Origin of the sequence: Mucilaginibacter sp. 14171R-50 (assembly GCF_010093045.1) — a bacterium.
Lineage (GTDB): Bacteria > Bacteroidota > Bacteroidia > Sphingobacteriales > Sphingobacteriaceae > Mucilaginibacter.
This window is the reverse complement of the sequence record NZ_CP048115.1, coordinates 4,036,299-4,051,278: the sequence shown is the minus strand read 5'-3', so window position 1 is coordinate 4,051,278 and position 14,980 is coordinate 4,036,299. Positions and strand designations below refer to the sequence as shown.

Genomic DNA, 14,980 nt, shown 5'->3' with positions numbered 1-14,980 from the left:
ATTAACTTAATATACCCAACGCCTGTAATACTTATCTTTGCGGCATTAAATCACTTAATGATTAATTCACTTATCAGTTAACAAAAAAAAACAAACATGAGAAAACATTTACTTCTCTCTATTATTTTTCTGTTTGCTGCCGTTGCTGCCTTTGCACAGGTAACAACAAGTAGTATGACAGGCCTTATCAAGGACGGGAAAGGCGAAACCTTGATTGGTGCAACCATCAAGGCCACGCACCAGCCAAGCGGTAGCACTTATGCTACTACAACAAACGCCGACGGACGTTTTACTATCAACAACATGCGTGTAGGTGGCCCTTACACTGTAGTTGTTTCTTACATCGGTTACGACGCTAAAACAGTAACTGATGTGTACTTAAAATTAGGTGAGGGTTTTGTACTAAACGAAACCCTGTCGCAAGGCGCTGCGGTACTTAGCGAAGTTAATATAGTTGCCACCAACCCCCGCTCTATCATGAACGGTGAGCGTAACGGCGCTATTACTAACATCGGTACCCGCGAGATCTTAACCTTACCAACTATTACGCGTAACATTAACGATTTAACCCGTTTAACCCCGCAAGCTAACGGTACATCAATTGGCGGTGGTAACTTCAGGCAAAACTACATTACCGTAGACGGATCTGACTTTAACAACAGCTTTGGTATTGGTGGTAACCTGCCGGCCGGCGGCTCTCCAATATCATTGGACGCGTTAGAAGAGATATCGGTAAACGTAACCCCTTATGACGTTACACAATCTGGTTTTATTGGTAGCGCATTAAACGCTGTTACCCGTTCTGGTACCAACGACATTAGCGGTTCGGTTTACACTTATTGGAGAAACCAGGAGCAACAAGGTATAAATGTTGGCCCAAATATGCTGCAAAGGCAACCATTGAACGATAGAACCTGGGGCGCAAGAGTTGGCGGCCCTATCGTAAAAAACAAATTATTTTTATTTGTTAATGCTGAAAGGCAAACAACAACAAGGCCGGGTCAATCGCGTGTTGCAGCTACAGCAGCAAACCCAACCGGCGGTAACGTTGCCCGCCCAACAGATACCAGGTTAAACGAGATAAGGGATTTCTTGAAATCTGAATATAACTACGACCCGGGTGTTTACCAGGGCTATGGTTTTCAGTTTGAGCGGACCAATTTGTTAGGCCGTTTAGACTGGAATATCAGCGATAACCACAAATTCAACGTGCGTTACAGCCAGGTTGAAAGCCGTGACCCTAATTTTGTTAACGGTACATCGGCTGCACCATCGAGCTTTACATCGGGTGCCGGCCGTACAGATGTAAACTCGTTAAACTTTAACAGCGCTAACTATTACCAGGAAGCTAACTTCTACTCGTTATCAGCTGAATGGAACGGTACTTTCGGAAGATTCTCAAATACTTTACGCGCATCACGCACAAGGCAGAATGACCCCCGTACAACAGACGGACCTTTATTCCCGTTTGTTGACATATTAGAAGGCGGCCAGCCTTATACATCATTTGGTACCGAGCTTTTCAGTTACGGTAACTTAAGGGATGTGTCTACTTATTCATTCGTAGATAACCTGAAATGGACTGCAGGTAAGCATAACTTTACAGTTGGTTTCCAGGCTGATTTTAGCACAACCAAGAACGGTTTCCAACGTTATGGTACCAGCTACTACAGGTATAACTCTGTAGATGATTTCCTGAATAAAGCCAATCCGGCAACATATGCCTTAACATATTCATTAGCGCCCGGATACGCGCAATCGTTCCCAAGCTTTAAATTTGCACAGTATTCAATTTACGGCCAGGATGATTACCGCGTAAACGATAACTTCCGTATAACAGCCGGTTTAAGATTAGACCGACCTACTTATCCGAAAGTATTGGGCCAGCATCCGCTTGTTACCCCTTTAACCTTTGCAAACAACGAGAAGTTAAACACAGCTACATTGCCAACCGCTAAAATAATGTTCTCTCCTCGTGTTGGCTTTAACTGGGATGTTAATGGCGACCGTAGCCTGCAGGTACGCGGTGGATCGGGTATATTTACCGGCCGCTTGCCATTTGTATGGATAGTTAGCCAGGCCAGCGATGCAGGTTTATTGCAAATTACCCAGATCAATGATGGTACCGCAGGTAACGAAGTACCGGGGATATTTAACCCTGATCCTAACGCTTACCGCCCTACTACTCAACCAAAAGCAGGTACAACTTTACCGTCGGCTATGACATTTATCTCGCCTGACTTAAAAATGCCGCAGACATGGAAAACCAGCTTAGCTGTTGATACCAAGTTGCCATTTGGCTTTGTGGGTACATTAGAGGGTATTTATAATAAAGATCTGCAAACGGCTTTCTGGAGAAATGCTAACTTAAGTGATCCTACAGATCTAAGTATTACCGGATACCCTGATCACAGGGCTTTTTATCCAAGCGCTAATGCAGATAAATACATAAATAATATTGCCGGTGGACAGGTTACACCTACAGCTACAGGCGCGTTTAATACTTATGTGCTTGATAATGCAAATAAAGGTTACTACTGGTCGGTAACTGCTAAGTTAGATAAACAGTTCAGCAGAAACTTCTCAGCATCACTTGCTTACATCAAATCTGAAGCTAAAAACCTTTACGACGGAAGTGGTGACCAGGCAGGTTCTGCATGGCAGGGAACACAAACCATCAATGGTTCAAACTCTCAGGAGCTGAGCTATGCAAACTATATCGCTCCAAACCGTGTAGTTGCATCTTTCTCTTATGCTAAAGAGTTCCTGAAACACGCAAAATCAACTTTTACGTTCTTCTACCAGGGTTCAATTGATGGCAGGTTCTCTTACGTTTATTCGTCAGACTTTAACCGTGATGGCGCCAATGCCGATTTGATCTATATTCCTAAAAACCCGTCAGAGATCACATTTGTACCGTTAACTGTAGGTTCGGGCGCTAATGCTGTTACCTACACAGCTCAACAGCAAAGCGATATGTTCTTCCGTTATGTAGATCAGGATGCTTACCTTAAAAACCATAAAGGCCAGTATGCGCAACGTAACGGCGCAAACTTACCTTGGCGCAACCAGGTCGACTTCAAATTCCTGCAAGATCTGTTTGTTAACGTAGGCGGTAAACGCAACACCATCCAGTTTAGCTTTGATATATTCAACTTAGGTAACTTGTTAAATAAAAACTGGGGCTTACACAAACTGGTTAATACACGTGGTTTACTTGTACCAACTAACAACACCGCTATCGCGGCCGACGGTACAACAGTGCCAACCTTCCGTATAGCAACAGACAGGGGCTTACCGGTGTCAACTACCTTTAGGGATGATGTTAGCATCAGCTCAACTTACTACATGCAGTTTGGCTTACGTTATATATTTAACTAAGCAGATATTGTTAATAACGAAGAAAGCCTCCCAATTCGGGAGGCTTTCTTCGTTTAAAGGTTTTGATATTTTTAATTATAAACAAACTCTCCGTAAGGTGATGTTACAGTCACCTGTTTTTTATCAGCAGCTTCTACACGGCCGATGATCTGCGCGTCTACGTTAAAGCTTTTTGATATGGCGATAATATCTTCGGCTATTTCTTGTGGCACATACAGCTCCATACGGTGACCCATATTAAATACCTTATACATTTCCTGCCAGCTGGTGTTCGATTCTTCCTGTATCAGCTTGAATAACGGCGGGATAGGGAACAGGTTGTTTTTAATGATGTGCAGGTTATCAATAAAGTGCAGCACCTTGGTTTGCGCGCCGCCGCTGCAATGCACCATCCCATTTATCTGGCTGCGGTACTTGTCTAAAATAGCCTTGATGATAGGGGCGTAGGTACGCGTTGCCGATAATACCAGTTTGCCCGCCGTAATACTTTGGCCGCCGCCAATATCAATTTTATCGGTAAGCGTTTTACTACCGCTGAATACAAGGTCATGAGGTACTGCCGGGTCATAGCTTTCGCGATATTTATCGGCAATGGTTTTATTGAAAACATCGTGGCGGGCGGATGTAAGACCATTAGAGCCCATACCGCCGTTATATTCTTTTTCGTAAGTGGCCTGCCCGTATGATGCCATACCAACAATAACATCACCAGGTTGTATGCGGTGGTTTGATATTACGTCGTCGCGTTTCATGCGGCAGGTTACGGTACTATCCACAATAATGGTACGTACTAAATCGCCCACATCAGCAGTTTCGCCGCCTGTGCTGTAAATGCCAATGCCGGCATCCCGCAGTTCGGCCAATATTTCTTCGGTGCCGTTAATAATTGCGGCTATCACCTCGCCGGGTATCAGGTTCTTGTTCCTGCCAATGGTTGACGATAGCAGGATGTTATCGGTTGCGCCCACACAAAGCAGGTCGTCAAGGTTCATGATAATAGCGTCTTGTGCTATGCCACGCCACACAGAAATATCACCGGTCTCCTTCCAGTAAGTGTAGGCTAACGACGATTTTGTACCCGCGCCGTCGGCATGCATAATGTTGCAATATTCGGGGTCGTTGGTTAAAATATCCGGAACGATTTTGCAGAATGCTTTCGGAAATATCCCTTTATCAATGTTTTTAATGGCGTTGTGTACATCGTCTTTTGATGCCGACACGCCCCGTTGATCATATCTTTGCGGAGAAGTCATGGGCAAATATAGCGCTTAATACTAAATAGTGATGTTGGCATTTACGCTTTATAGGTCTGAATGTTCTTTTAACACCTGGCGGTAACGGTTTAATACAACCGATTTTGATATAAAGCCTATAAAGTAGTTGTCATCATCTACTACGGGTAAAACCCAGGTGCCGGTTTCATCAAACTTGTTGATAATGGCTATCATATCCTCGTTATGATTAATGATTGAAACCGGGGGTTTCATTACATTAAGTATCTGAAATTTTTCGTGTAATTGAGGGTTGAACATGAGCGGCATAATATCGTCAATATAAATTATGCCGGCCAGGTGTTTTTCATCCAGTATGGCAATGATATTCCGATTTCCTTTTTTTACGATATCTAACAAATCGTTAAAAGACGAGTTAAGGCCAAGCGCCGGTGTGTTCTTTTCTATTACATTTCCCGTATTGATAAGCAGCAGCAGGTTTTTGTCGTGTTCTGTAGTAAATATCTTTCCTTCAGCAGCAAGCTGTTTCAGGTCGGGCGAGATGGTCGAGAACCATTTAGCCATTAAAAAGGATATAACGCAAACAATCATCAGGGGGATAAAAAGATCATACCCCGAGCTCGCTTCGGCAATTAAAAATATAGCGGTTAGTGGCGCGTATAATACCCCGCCTACCATGCCCCCCATACCAACAATAATGAGGTTGGTAACGGGTACATCGGCAAACCCGAGCTGGGTACACGTAATCGCGAAAAGATAGCCCATTGTGCCCCCAGCGAACAGCGCAGGGGCAAAGTTACCACCATTACCGCCCGCATAAATGGTTATCGAAGTAGCAAACGCCTTTAGCAGGCAAACCAGCGCTAAAAATAAAATGATCACCCACTCGCCATAGTTTAAATAGCCAAAAAAACTATGCCTGATAACCTCGTTTATATCGCCGTTTGTAAAGGATTTGATGCTTTCATATCCTTCGCCAAACAGGGGTGGGAAAAGCATGCATAACACGGAGAGTACCAGTCCGCCTGCAATAGCTTTGTTAACTTTAGAAAATTGCAGCTGATGAAAATAATGCTCAACGCGTTGAGATATCAGGATGAAATACCGGGCATATAGCCCGCAGAAAAAGCCCAGCACCAAATAATATGGTATGTTATGATAGTTAAACCCCTGCCTGGAGCTGAATTTGAATAACACCTCTTCGTTCAGTATAATGCGCGATAGCAAACTACCGCATACCGCGGCAACAACCAGGGGTATAAAGTCGGTAAAAATTACACCGGTAAGTAATATTTCAAAAGCAAACATTACCCCCGCAATAGGCGCATTAAATGCAGCCGCAATACCCGCGGCAGCCCCCGATGCCAGCAATAAAGTACGATCTTTATAGCTCAGCTTATAAGTTTGCGCGAAGTTAGAACCTATGGCTGCGCCCGTAACGGCTATAGGGCTTTCGAGCCCTGCAGAGCCGCCTAAACCTACGGTTACCGCGCTTTGTATCACTTGCGAGTACATCTTAACATGCGATACAAAGCTGGAGTTGCGCGCTATCTCGTAAAGTATGGCGGGTACCCCTTTGCGGTCTTGCCCTTTAAAAAAATACTTTACAATAAGGGCGGTAAGCGTTATACCCATTACCGGGAATAGCCCATAAAATATGAGCTGGCGCGAAAAGTGCACCTTGTTTGTAATAATGAAGTGAATATAATGAACCAGAAGTTTTAAGATCACCCCGGCCAACCCGGCCGTAAACCCAACCAAAATGCCCGATAAGATAAGAAACTGGCTGTGGGACAATTTTGTACGCAGCCAATTGAATATGACCTCGTAGCTTTTTGCCGTTTTTAATCCATACCGTCTGCTGGTTTTTAGCAGTTGTATAAATTCAAGATAATGTTTTATACGTGTGTATTTTTTTGACATTACGCGGCAGGGGCTGAAGTTTGTGAATACCGTATATTATGCACAACGCGGTGTATCAATAATGCACAACCGGTAAAGAATGTTTGCTATTGCATAAAACGACAGGCGCAAAAATAACAAAACCGCCGGTTTTTGGCGGTTTTTGTTTTTACTTTATAAATAATAACTCTCTGAACTTTGGCAGCGGCCACAGCGAGTCGTCAACCAGCTGCTCCAGTTTATCTACCCGGTAGCGTATGGGCTGAAAATAGCTTTTTACCTTTTCATCATAACTAATGGCGCGTTCGCGCAAGTCGTCAATAACGTTTGCCTTTTTGCGCTCGTTGATCATTTCCTGCACATTGTCCTTAATGAAGTTTACGTGCTCGGCAATTTGGTTGATAATATCAAGTTGGGCGGCATACGTGCTTTTATCAAGGCCAAGCTCTTTCAAACCCTTAACATTCTCAATTAGTTTCGATTGATATTCAATAGCGGCAGGGATAATAATGTTCATTACCAGTTCGCCCATTACACGGGCTTCTATCTGCAATTTCTTATAGTAGCTGTCCAGCAATATTTCATGACGGGCGTGGGCTTCGCGTTTGGTAAACACACCGGTTTCGGCAAAAAGTTCCTGCGACTTTTCGGATATAAAGGCATCAAGCGCTTTCGGCGTGGTCTTGATGTTGGCCAGACCGCGGCTTTCGGCCTCTTTTTCCCATTCTTCGCTGTAGCCGTTACCCTCAAAACGTATATTTCGCGATTCCTTAATATAGCGTTTGATAATGGTCATGAGCGCTACATCCTTTTTCTCGCCTTTTTTGATCAGCTTATCAACATCGGTCTTGAATTTTTTAAGCTGATCAGCCATGATCAGGTTCAGTACCGTCATAGGGCTGGCCGAATTGGCCGAGGAACCTACCGCGCGCAGTTCGAATTTGTTTCCGGTGAACGCGAAAGGAGAGGTGCGGTTGCGGTCTGTGTTGTCTTTTAATATCTGCGGTATTTTAGGGATGCCCTGCCAAAGCGAGTTCTCTTCTTTGATCTTTTTGCTCAGGCGCGATGTATCTATCTCGTCTAAGACCTCCGAAAGCTGACTGCCTAAAAATATAGATATAATAGCAGGAGGTGCTTCATTAGCGCCTAAACGGTGGTCGTTGTTTACCGATGCGATTGATGCCCTCAGCAGGTCGGCGTGTTCATGTACGGCTTTTATGGTGTTCACAAAAAATGTAAGGAACATCAGGTTGTTTTTGGGCGTTTTGCCCGGCGATAACAGGTTTTTGCCCGTATTGGTTATTAACGACCAGTTGTTGTGCTTGCCCGAACCGTTGATGCCGGCGTAAGGCTTTTCGTGCAGCAGCACTTTAAAGTGGTGGCGCTTGGCAACCCTGTCCATGATATCCATTAACAGTTGGTTATGGTCAATGGCCAGGTTGATCTCTTCGTATACCGGGGCGCACTCAAATTGCGAGGGTGCTACCTCATTATGGCGTGTTTTTAGGGGGATGCCTAATTGCAGCGCTTCGGTCTCCATATCCTGCATAAAGGCATACGCCCTGCTTGGTATCGACCCAAAATAGTGGTCTTCCAGTTGCTGGTTCTTGGCAGACATGTGACCAAACAACGTACGGCCGGTAAGCGACAGATCCGGGCGGGCGTTAAACAGCGCTGTATCCACCAGAAAGTATTCCTGCTCAATACCTAAGGATGCGTTTACCTTTTCTATGCTTTTATCAAAATAGTGGCAAACATCTACCGCGGCTTTATCCAAAACGCTTAAAGCTTTTAGTAGAGGCACTTTATAATCCAGCGCCTCGCCCGTGTACGATACAAATACTGTTGGGATACATAGCGTGCGGCCTATTATAAAGGCAGGGGAAGATGGATCCCATGCGGTATAACCGCGGGCTTCAAAAGTATTGCGAATGCCACCGCTCGGGAAACTGGATGCATCGGGTTCCTGTTGGGCAAGCGCGTCGCCGCTAAAACGTTCAATCGAACCGCCATCTGCTGTGGGTTCAAAAAAAGCGTCATGTTTTTCGGCAGTGGTGCCCGTTAGTGGCTGAAACCAGTGCGTGTAATGCGTTGCTCCCTTACCCATAGCCCACGATCGCATTGATGATGCCACCTGCTCGGCCATATCGCGTGGGATAGGCACTCCATTGTCAATAGAATCAACAATAACACTATACGCATCTTTTGAAAGAAATTCTTTCATTTTCTGCTTATCAAACACATTTACACCAAAGTAGTCGGATATTTTGGAAGACGGCAGCTTTATTTCGGGAGTTTCGCGGTTTAATACAGCGCTAAGGGCCTGAAAACGGATATTAGGCATGATAATAATAATTGGTTTCGCCCAAATTTATAAAATCCTTTAAATAGTATGCCCTTTTGAGTTATTTAAGTTTCATAGGCATTGAATGCTCAACTTCGACGGATATTCGCTCACTAATTAAATATTTCTTATACAAGTCCTCTGTTTTAAGATGGTTCCCCACTGCCTGTCGTTAAATTTCCAATTAAATTGTAATTATTCGACATCATAGACATTTTTTGTTGGGTTTATGCCTAATAATTCGCTTTATTCTCGTTTTTATTACGATTTACAATATAAATACTTGTATTTGTTGATAAAATTTGAATAAAATGTACTATTTAATGAAATTTATATTTGTTTTTGTGATTTATTATAGATTATTTAGTAAATAATTGCGGAAGCAATAAATTTTATGGCCGTTATCTGAATTATTTGTTATTAATATTAATAATAATTGAAATTTTAATTGAATTTTATAATTAATGCGACTTTAATAGAAAAGTGTTTGCACATAACGTCGCTTTTGGTGAATTAAAACAAAAATAATCAATTAAATAGTTAAATAATCAAACTTTAAATCCATTATCATGAAAAAAAGACTTTTACTCTTATCATTTTTTGCTTTTTCAGTATTTGCAGCGAGTGCGCAGGACACAACCAAGACAGATCCCCCTTTAACCATTTCAGGTTCGGTAGATACTTATTATAAGTATGATTTTTCCGGTTTTAAAGCCCCGGCCGGCGGATCTATCGCCCCGGGCTCGTCCAATATTCAAACCAGCTTTGCAAACGAGCAAAATTCTGTATCAATAGGTATGATAGACCTGGCCTTAAAAAAGAAAGTTGGCAAAGCGGCGTTTGTTGGCGAGCTTAGCTTTGGTCCGCGGGGATCTTACCAATCACTTGTACCCGGATCGGCCGGCGAAACCTTTAACATTCAGAATTTATATGTTTCGTATGATGTTACCGATAAGTTTAATTTAACAGGTGGGTTTATGGCTACATTTATAGGTTACGAAGTTATCTCGCCGGTTGGCAACTTTAACTACTCAACATCGTACCTTTTCACAAACGGCCCGTTCCAGAATGCGGGGCTAAAGGCAACCTACGCTTTTACAGATAAAGTAAGTTTGATGGCGGGTATCTTTAATGATTCGTGGAACTCTTATATATCCAATGTTGATGTGTCAAATTTTGGCGCGCAACTGTTTATAAGCCCTGTAACAGGCTGGACAGCTTATTTGAACGTTATAACAGGCCCGGTATCGGGTACTGAGTTCGATCTTACAACGGCTTATCAGATAACTGATATGTTTAAGCTGGGGCTAAACGCGGCTGATTATAAAACCGCCCACGGTGGTAACGGCTTTAGTGGAATTGCTTTATACCCGCAGATTTCAGCATCAAAAACCGTAGCCTTTGGCATAAGGGGCGAGTACTTTAAGCTGAAGAACGGCGGGCCCGATGTTAAAGCTTTTACCCTTACTTCGAACATAAAAGCGGGCCCTTTAACTATCATTCCTGAAGTTAGGCTTGATAAGGCAAGCAACGAGCAATTTGTAAAAAGGGACCTTACAGCTACCAAGTCGGCATCTCAATTTGTACTTGCCGCTGTGTACGCGTTTTAAGTTAATTAACCTAAACATTTGATCTGCATAAGCCATCCGTATTGCACGGATGGCTTATCTTTATAAAGTATATGAGAAAGATAATTTTAGGCCTGCTTTGTTTATTATGCATACAAACGGCATCAGCACAACGCGACTCGTTGGCGTTTGATGAAGGCAATAATTATGTTTACTACCGTATTGCAGATAAACCGGGTGTAACCGCAGATACGCTGTATCAACGTGCCTGGGATTTTGCAGCGGGTTTTAATCGCGCAATTACTCCGGCAAAAGGTAAGGCGGAAAATACGCTTAATACATCTGGTAAGTTTATGGTGTACAGCGGTTCTTCGCTGGTAAGGAAAGAGGCCGGGCAAATAACCTATGCCATCAATATACAGACAAAAGATCTGCGGTACCGCTACCGTATAAGCAATTTTGTGTTTACCCCTTACCAGCGCGATCGCTTTGGCAACATGGTGCCCATCCCCGGGATAGAAGTACCTTTAGAAAAAATGGCTGATAAATACAATAAAAAGGATGTCGGCAGTTACCTTGACCAGGTTGGCCAATTCTGCATAGTCACCGCCACAAAGTTACGGCAGGCCATGGATAAGCAGCCCTTAGCTGTGAAAATGGAGGCGGTTAAAAAGATCTCAACCCAAAACTGGTAAGCATCGCTTCGATCCAGGTAGAATAAACAAAATATAATTTGCAATAAACCAATATCTGCAATATAAAAATTGTATTAATTTGAATATCCAATTCATTATTTCGTAATAATTAGATTTTGTGCAACATTTTGTTTTGAAAATACGTTAATTAGTAAAATATAATTTCAAACACTATGCTTAACACAAAACTTAATTTATACAATCCCGATTGGATCGAGCTTGTATTTGCCAACCGCAACAAGAGTTATGGTGCCTTTGACCTGAGGCGGCATTATGGCGACAATATGGTAAAGGCTATGGGGATGGCTTTTACTTCGGTAATAGCTGCCGCATTGCTATATAACTTTTCGTTAAAAAAAGTTGAGGATATCACTCCAAAAGTTCCTGGGCATGAAATAGAGGTACGGATTGATAAATTAAAAATAGAACCACCTAAAGAGCCTGTAAAACCTGCAGCTCCCGAAAAACCAACTCCGCCGGTAGCTACTACCAGATTAGTGCCTATGGTAGTTACATCTGAGCCGGTAACATCCGACCCGCCAAGAAATATTGATATTACCGGAGAAATAGGGCCGATTACTGCCAAAGGCACCGGTACAGTTGCACCGGTTGAAGATCTACCGGTTACTACCGGCGGGGGCGGTGTTGAACCCGTTGTTGACAATACCATTCATGGTACTGGTGGGTTAGAGTTTATGCCCGAGCCTGTAGGTGGCGCTGCCGCATGGTCAAAGTTTTTGAACAAAAACCTGCACTTCCCGACCCAGGCGCAGGATGCCGGCAAAGGCGGCCGTGTATTGGTTAGTTTTGTTATCGAAAAGGATGGCCGTTTATCTGATATTACAGTTCAAAACGGAGCAGGTTATGGTATGGATGAGGAAGCGGTAAGGGTACTAAAACTTGCCAAGCCATGGAAACCCGGTATGCAAAACGGCCAGCCTGTACGCGTTAGGTACACTATACCGATGAATTTTCAACTAAGCGAAGAATAAAAAACATCTAAAGGGATTAGCGATTAGTGATTTGTGAGTAGATGTGTGTTGTGGCGATAAGATTTTCTTATCGCCATTTTTTTGAGATTTAGCTATGTAAAAGTTTTTGCTTTAACTATAACCTTTCTGCTTTTACCTTCTTTTCCTTTCTGCTTTTGCGCCTTTTTTGCTAATTTTGCGCATCCTTTCAACAAAAACAAAACTACATTGGAGAACCAGGAATTAACCACCGTTGAAACCGCCCGCGATCTGGGGCTTTTACCCGAGGAATTTGAACGTATACAAGAGATATTAGGCCGTGTGCCCAACTTTACCGAACTATCTATCTTCGCGGTAATGTGGAGCGAGCACTGTTCTTACAAAAACTCTATTACCTGGCTTAAAACCCTGCCTAAGGACGGCCCGCGTATGCTGGCCAAGGCGGGCGAGGAGAACGCCGGATTGGTTGACCTCGGCGACGGCATTGGCTGCGCCTTTAAAATAGAATCGCACAACCACCCATCGGCGCTTGAGCCTTACCAGGGCGCCGCCACGGGTGTTGGCGGTATAAACCGCGATATATTTACGATGGGTGCAAGGCCCATCGCGCAAATGAACTCGCTGCGTTTCGGTGATCTAAGCCTCGATAAAACGAAGTGGTTGGTTAAAGGCGTAGTTAAGGGTATCAGCCACTACGGCAACGCCTTCGGCATTCCAACGGTTGGTGGCGAACTTTTCTTTGACGAGTGCTACAATATAAATCCATTGGTAAACGCGTTTTCGGCAGGTATTGTTAAGGCCGGCGAGACCGTTTCGGCTACCTCGTATGGTGTGGGTAACCCGGTTTATATAGTAGGTTCGGCAACAGGTAAGGATGGCATCCACGGCGCGGCTTTCGCGTCAAAAGATATCACCGAAGATTCTGTTAACGACCTACCTGCCGTACAGGTAGGCGACCCTTTCCAGGAGAAATTGTTGCTGGAAGCTACGCTTGAAGTGATCAAAACCGGCGCCGTAATTGGTATGCAGGATATGGGCGCGGCAGGTATTATCTGCTCAAACTCCGAAATGAGCGCCAAGGGCGAGCACGGTATGATCATTCACCTTGACCGTGTGCCTATGCGCCAAGAAAATATGAAGCCATACGAGATCCTGCTTTCCGAATCGCAGGAGCGTATGCTGATCGTGGTTGAAAAAGGCAAGGAAGCTTTGGTTGAGGCCGTATTTGATAAATGGGACTTGAACTGCGCCATTATTGGTGAAGTTACCGATACCAAGCGCCTGGAGTATTTTATGAACGGTGTAAAGGTTGCCGATGTTCCTGCCGATGACCTTGTACTTGGCGGCGGCGCTCCGGTTTACCAGCGCGAATACCGCGAACCCGCTTACTTTGCCGAAAACCAGAAATTTAGAATAGAAGACGTTGCCGAACCTGCCGACCTGGTTGAAGTGGCCGAGCACCTGATAGGACATGCTAACCTGGCATCAAAACGTTGGGTTACTGACCAGTACGACTCGATGATTGGAACATCGACCATGACCACCAACCGCCCGAGCGACGCTGCTGTTGTTGCGGTTAAGGAAACCGATAAAGCTATTGTTTTAACCTGCGATTGTAACTCGCGCTACGTATATGCCGACCCGCAAAAAGGTACGGCCATTGCCGTTGCAGAGGCCGCGCGTAACATCACCTGCGCAGGCGGCGAGCCTGTTGCCATAACCAACTGCCTTAATTTTGGTAACCCTTACAAGCCGGAAGTTTACTGGCAGTTTGTTGGCGCCATCAAAGGCATGGGCGAAGCCTGTACAAAATTTGAGACCCCGGTAACAGGTGGTAACGTAAGCTTTTATAATCAATCATCAGATGAAGGCCCTGTTTTCCCAACACCAACCATTGGTATGCTGGGTGTGATGGACGACCGGACTAACATGATGACGCTTGACTTTAAACAACCGGGCGATCTCATCTATCTTATAGGCGAATCGCAAAACGATATTGCATCGTCGCAATATCTGGCATCGTACCACAAAATACTGAAGGCGCCTGCACCATATTTCGATCTGGAAAAGGAATATGCCATGCACCAAGTTGTGAAAGAACTTATTAAGCATAAGGTAATCCAATCTGCACATGATGTAGCCGATGGCGGATTGTATATGGCGCTGGTAGAATCGGCTATGCCAAACGGCCTTGGCTTTGATATCGAAAGCGACAGCAGCATCCGTAAAGATGCCTTCCTGTTTGGCGAGGCACAGGGCAGGGTAGTGGTTAGTATTGCACCTGACGACCATGAACGTTTTATTGAGATGATGGCCACCAGCGAAGTAGAATTTAGCCTGTTAGGCGCCGTTAACGGTATTGGTAATACCACCATTGATGGCGAGCTTTATGGCAACATCACCGATATAAAAATGGTGCACGATAATGTACTGCATGTGATTTTAGGCGACGAGTAATGCTAAAGCTGAACAGGATACACCATATCGCTATCATCTGTTCAGATTACGAACGCTCTAAACGGTTTTATACACAAGTACTTGGATTTAAAATAGTACGCGAAGTTTACCGCGAAGCAAGAAGATCATACAAGCTCGATCTGGAAGTCAACGGACTGTACCAGATCGAGCTTTTTTCGTTTCCCGGACCACCCGCCCGTCCCTCGCAGCCCGAGGCGCTGGGCCTGCGTCACCTGGCTTTTGAAGTAAATAACCTGGAAGAAGCCATATTTCACCTGAACGAATATGATGTGGCTACCGAACCGATCCGCACGGACGAAACCACCGGCAAACGCTTTACCTTTTTCACCGACCCCGATGGCTTGCCATTGGAGTTGTATGAATCTTCAACAAGCTCAGAATGACATCACAATTAGAATGTCATGGTGAG

9 protein-coding genes are annotated in these 14,980 nt (G+C 44.3%); 6 read left to right on the top strand and 3 right to left on the bottom strand.

The window, feature by feature from the left end; genetic code table 11:
* The first annotated feature begins 96 nt into the window (after positions 1-96).
* Positions 97-3,381: a carboxypeptidase regulatory-like domain-containing protein gene (locus GWR56_RS18330; protein ID WP_162432649.1), complete on the top strand. Its 3,285-nt coding sequence runs from the start codon at positions 97-99 to the stop codon at positions 3,379-3,381.
* Between the two features lie 71 nt (positions 3,382-3,452).
* On the opposite strand, the gene GWR56_RS18325 is transcribed toward GWR56_RS18330, so the two are convergent.
* The 3 genes from GWR56_RS18325 to GWR56_RS18315 all read right to left on the bottom strand — a co-directional run bounded on the left by GWR56_RS18325 (position 3,453) and on the right by GWR56_RS18315 (position 8,859).
* Complete coding sequence (locus GWR56_RS18325) at positions 3,453-4,634, bottom strand: AIR synthase related protein (protein WP_162432648.1); 1,182 nt, start codon at positions 4,632-4,634, stop codon at positions 3,453-3,455.
* A 48-nt stretch (positions 4,635-4,682) separates the two neighbouring features.
* Positions 4,683-6,536: a chloride channel protein gene (locus GWR56_RS18320; protein ID WP_162432647.1), complete on the bottom strand. Its 1,854-nt coding sequence runs from the start codon at positions 6,534-6,536 to the stop codon at positions 4,683-4,685.
* 148 nt (positions 6,537-6,684) lie between these two features.
* The gene (locus GWR56_RS18315) at positions 6,685-8,859 is read right to left on the bottom strand and encodes a glutamine synthetase III (protein ID WP_162432646.1); all 2,175 of its coding nucleotides are present in this window, start codon (positions 8,857-8,859) and stop codon (positions 6,685-6,687) included.
* 569 nt (positions 8,860-9,428) lie between these two features.
* Between GWR56_RS18315 and GWR56_RS18310 the strand changes: the two genes are divergently transcribed.
* The 5 genes from GWR56_RS18310 to GWR56_RS18290 all read left to right on the top strand — a co-directional run bounded on the left by GWR56_RS18310 (position 9,429) and on the right by GWR56_RS18290 (position 14,954).
* Positions 9,429-10,469, top strand: a complete 1,041-nt coding sequence (locus GWR56_RS18310) for an outer membrane beta-barrel protein (protein WP_162432645.1) — start codon at positions 9,429-9,431, stop codon at positions 10,467-10,469.
* Positions 10,470-10,540: 71 nt separating this feature from the next.
* The gene (locus GWR56_RS18305; RefSeq protein ID WP_162432644.1) at positions 10,541-11,122 is read left to right on the top strand and encodes a DUF4468 domain-containing protein; all 582 of its coding nucleotides are present in this window, start codon (positions 10,541-10,543) and stop codon (positions 11,120-11,122) included.
* Positions 11,123-11,295: 173 nt separating this feature from the next.
* On the top strand, positions 11,296-12,114 hold the full coding sequence (locus GWR56_RS18300) for an energy transducer TonB (protein WP_162432643.1): 819 nt from the start codon (positions 11,296-11,298) through the stop codon (positions 12,112-12,114).
* Positions 12,115-12,321: 207 nt separating this feature from the next.
* Positions 12,322-14,550: a phosphoribosylformylglycinamidine synthase subunit PurL gene (purL, locus tag GWR56_RS18295; RefSeq protein ID WP_162432642.1), complete on the top strand. Its 2,229-nt coding sequence runs from the start codon at positions 12,322-12,324 to the stop codon at positions 14,548-14,550.
* The gene (locus GWR56_RS18290; RefSeq protein ID WP_162432641.1) at positions 14,550-14,954 is read left to right on the top strand and encodes a VOC family protein; all 405 of its coding nucleotides are present in this window, start codon (positions 14,550-14,552) and stop codon (positions 14,952-14,954) included. The genes purL and GWR56_RS18290 overlap by 1 nt, the downstream gene beginning before the upstream one ends.
* Positions 14,955-14,980 lie beyond the last annotated feature (26 nt).

Coding starts and splice junctions, on each gene's coding strand:
- GWR56_RS18330 (WP_162432649.1), top strand. CDS start 97: ATGAGAAAACATTTACTTCTCTCTATTATTTTTCTGTTTGCTGCCGTT.
- GWR56_RS18325 (WP_162432648.1), bottom strand. CDS start 4,634: ATGACTTCTCCGCAAAGATATGATCAACGGGGCGTGTCGGCATCAAAA.
- GWR56_RS18320 (WP_162432647.1), bottom strand. CDS start 6,536: ATGTCAAAAAAATACACACGTATAAAACATTATCTTGAATTTATACAA.
- GWR56_RS18315 (WP_162432646.1), bottom strand. CDS start 8,859: ATGCCTAATATCCGTTTTCAGGCCCTTAGCGCTGTATTAAACCGCGAA.
- GWR56_RS18310 (WP_162432645.1), top strand. CDS start 9,429: ATGAAAAAAAGACTTTTACTCTTATCATTTTTTGCTTTTTCAGTATTT.
- GWR56_RS18305 (WP_162432644.1), top strand. CDS start 10,541: ATGAGAAAGATAATTTTAGGCCTGCTTTGTTTATTATGCATACAAACG.
- GWR56_RS18300 (WP_162432643.1), top strand. CDS start 11,296: ATGCTTAACACAAAACTTAATTTATACAATCCCGATTGGATCGAGCTT.
- GWR56_RS18290 (WP_162432641.1), top strand. CDS start 14,550: ATGCTAAAGCTGAACAGGATACACCATATCGCTATCATCTGTTCAGAT.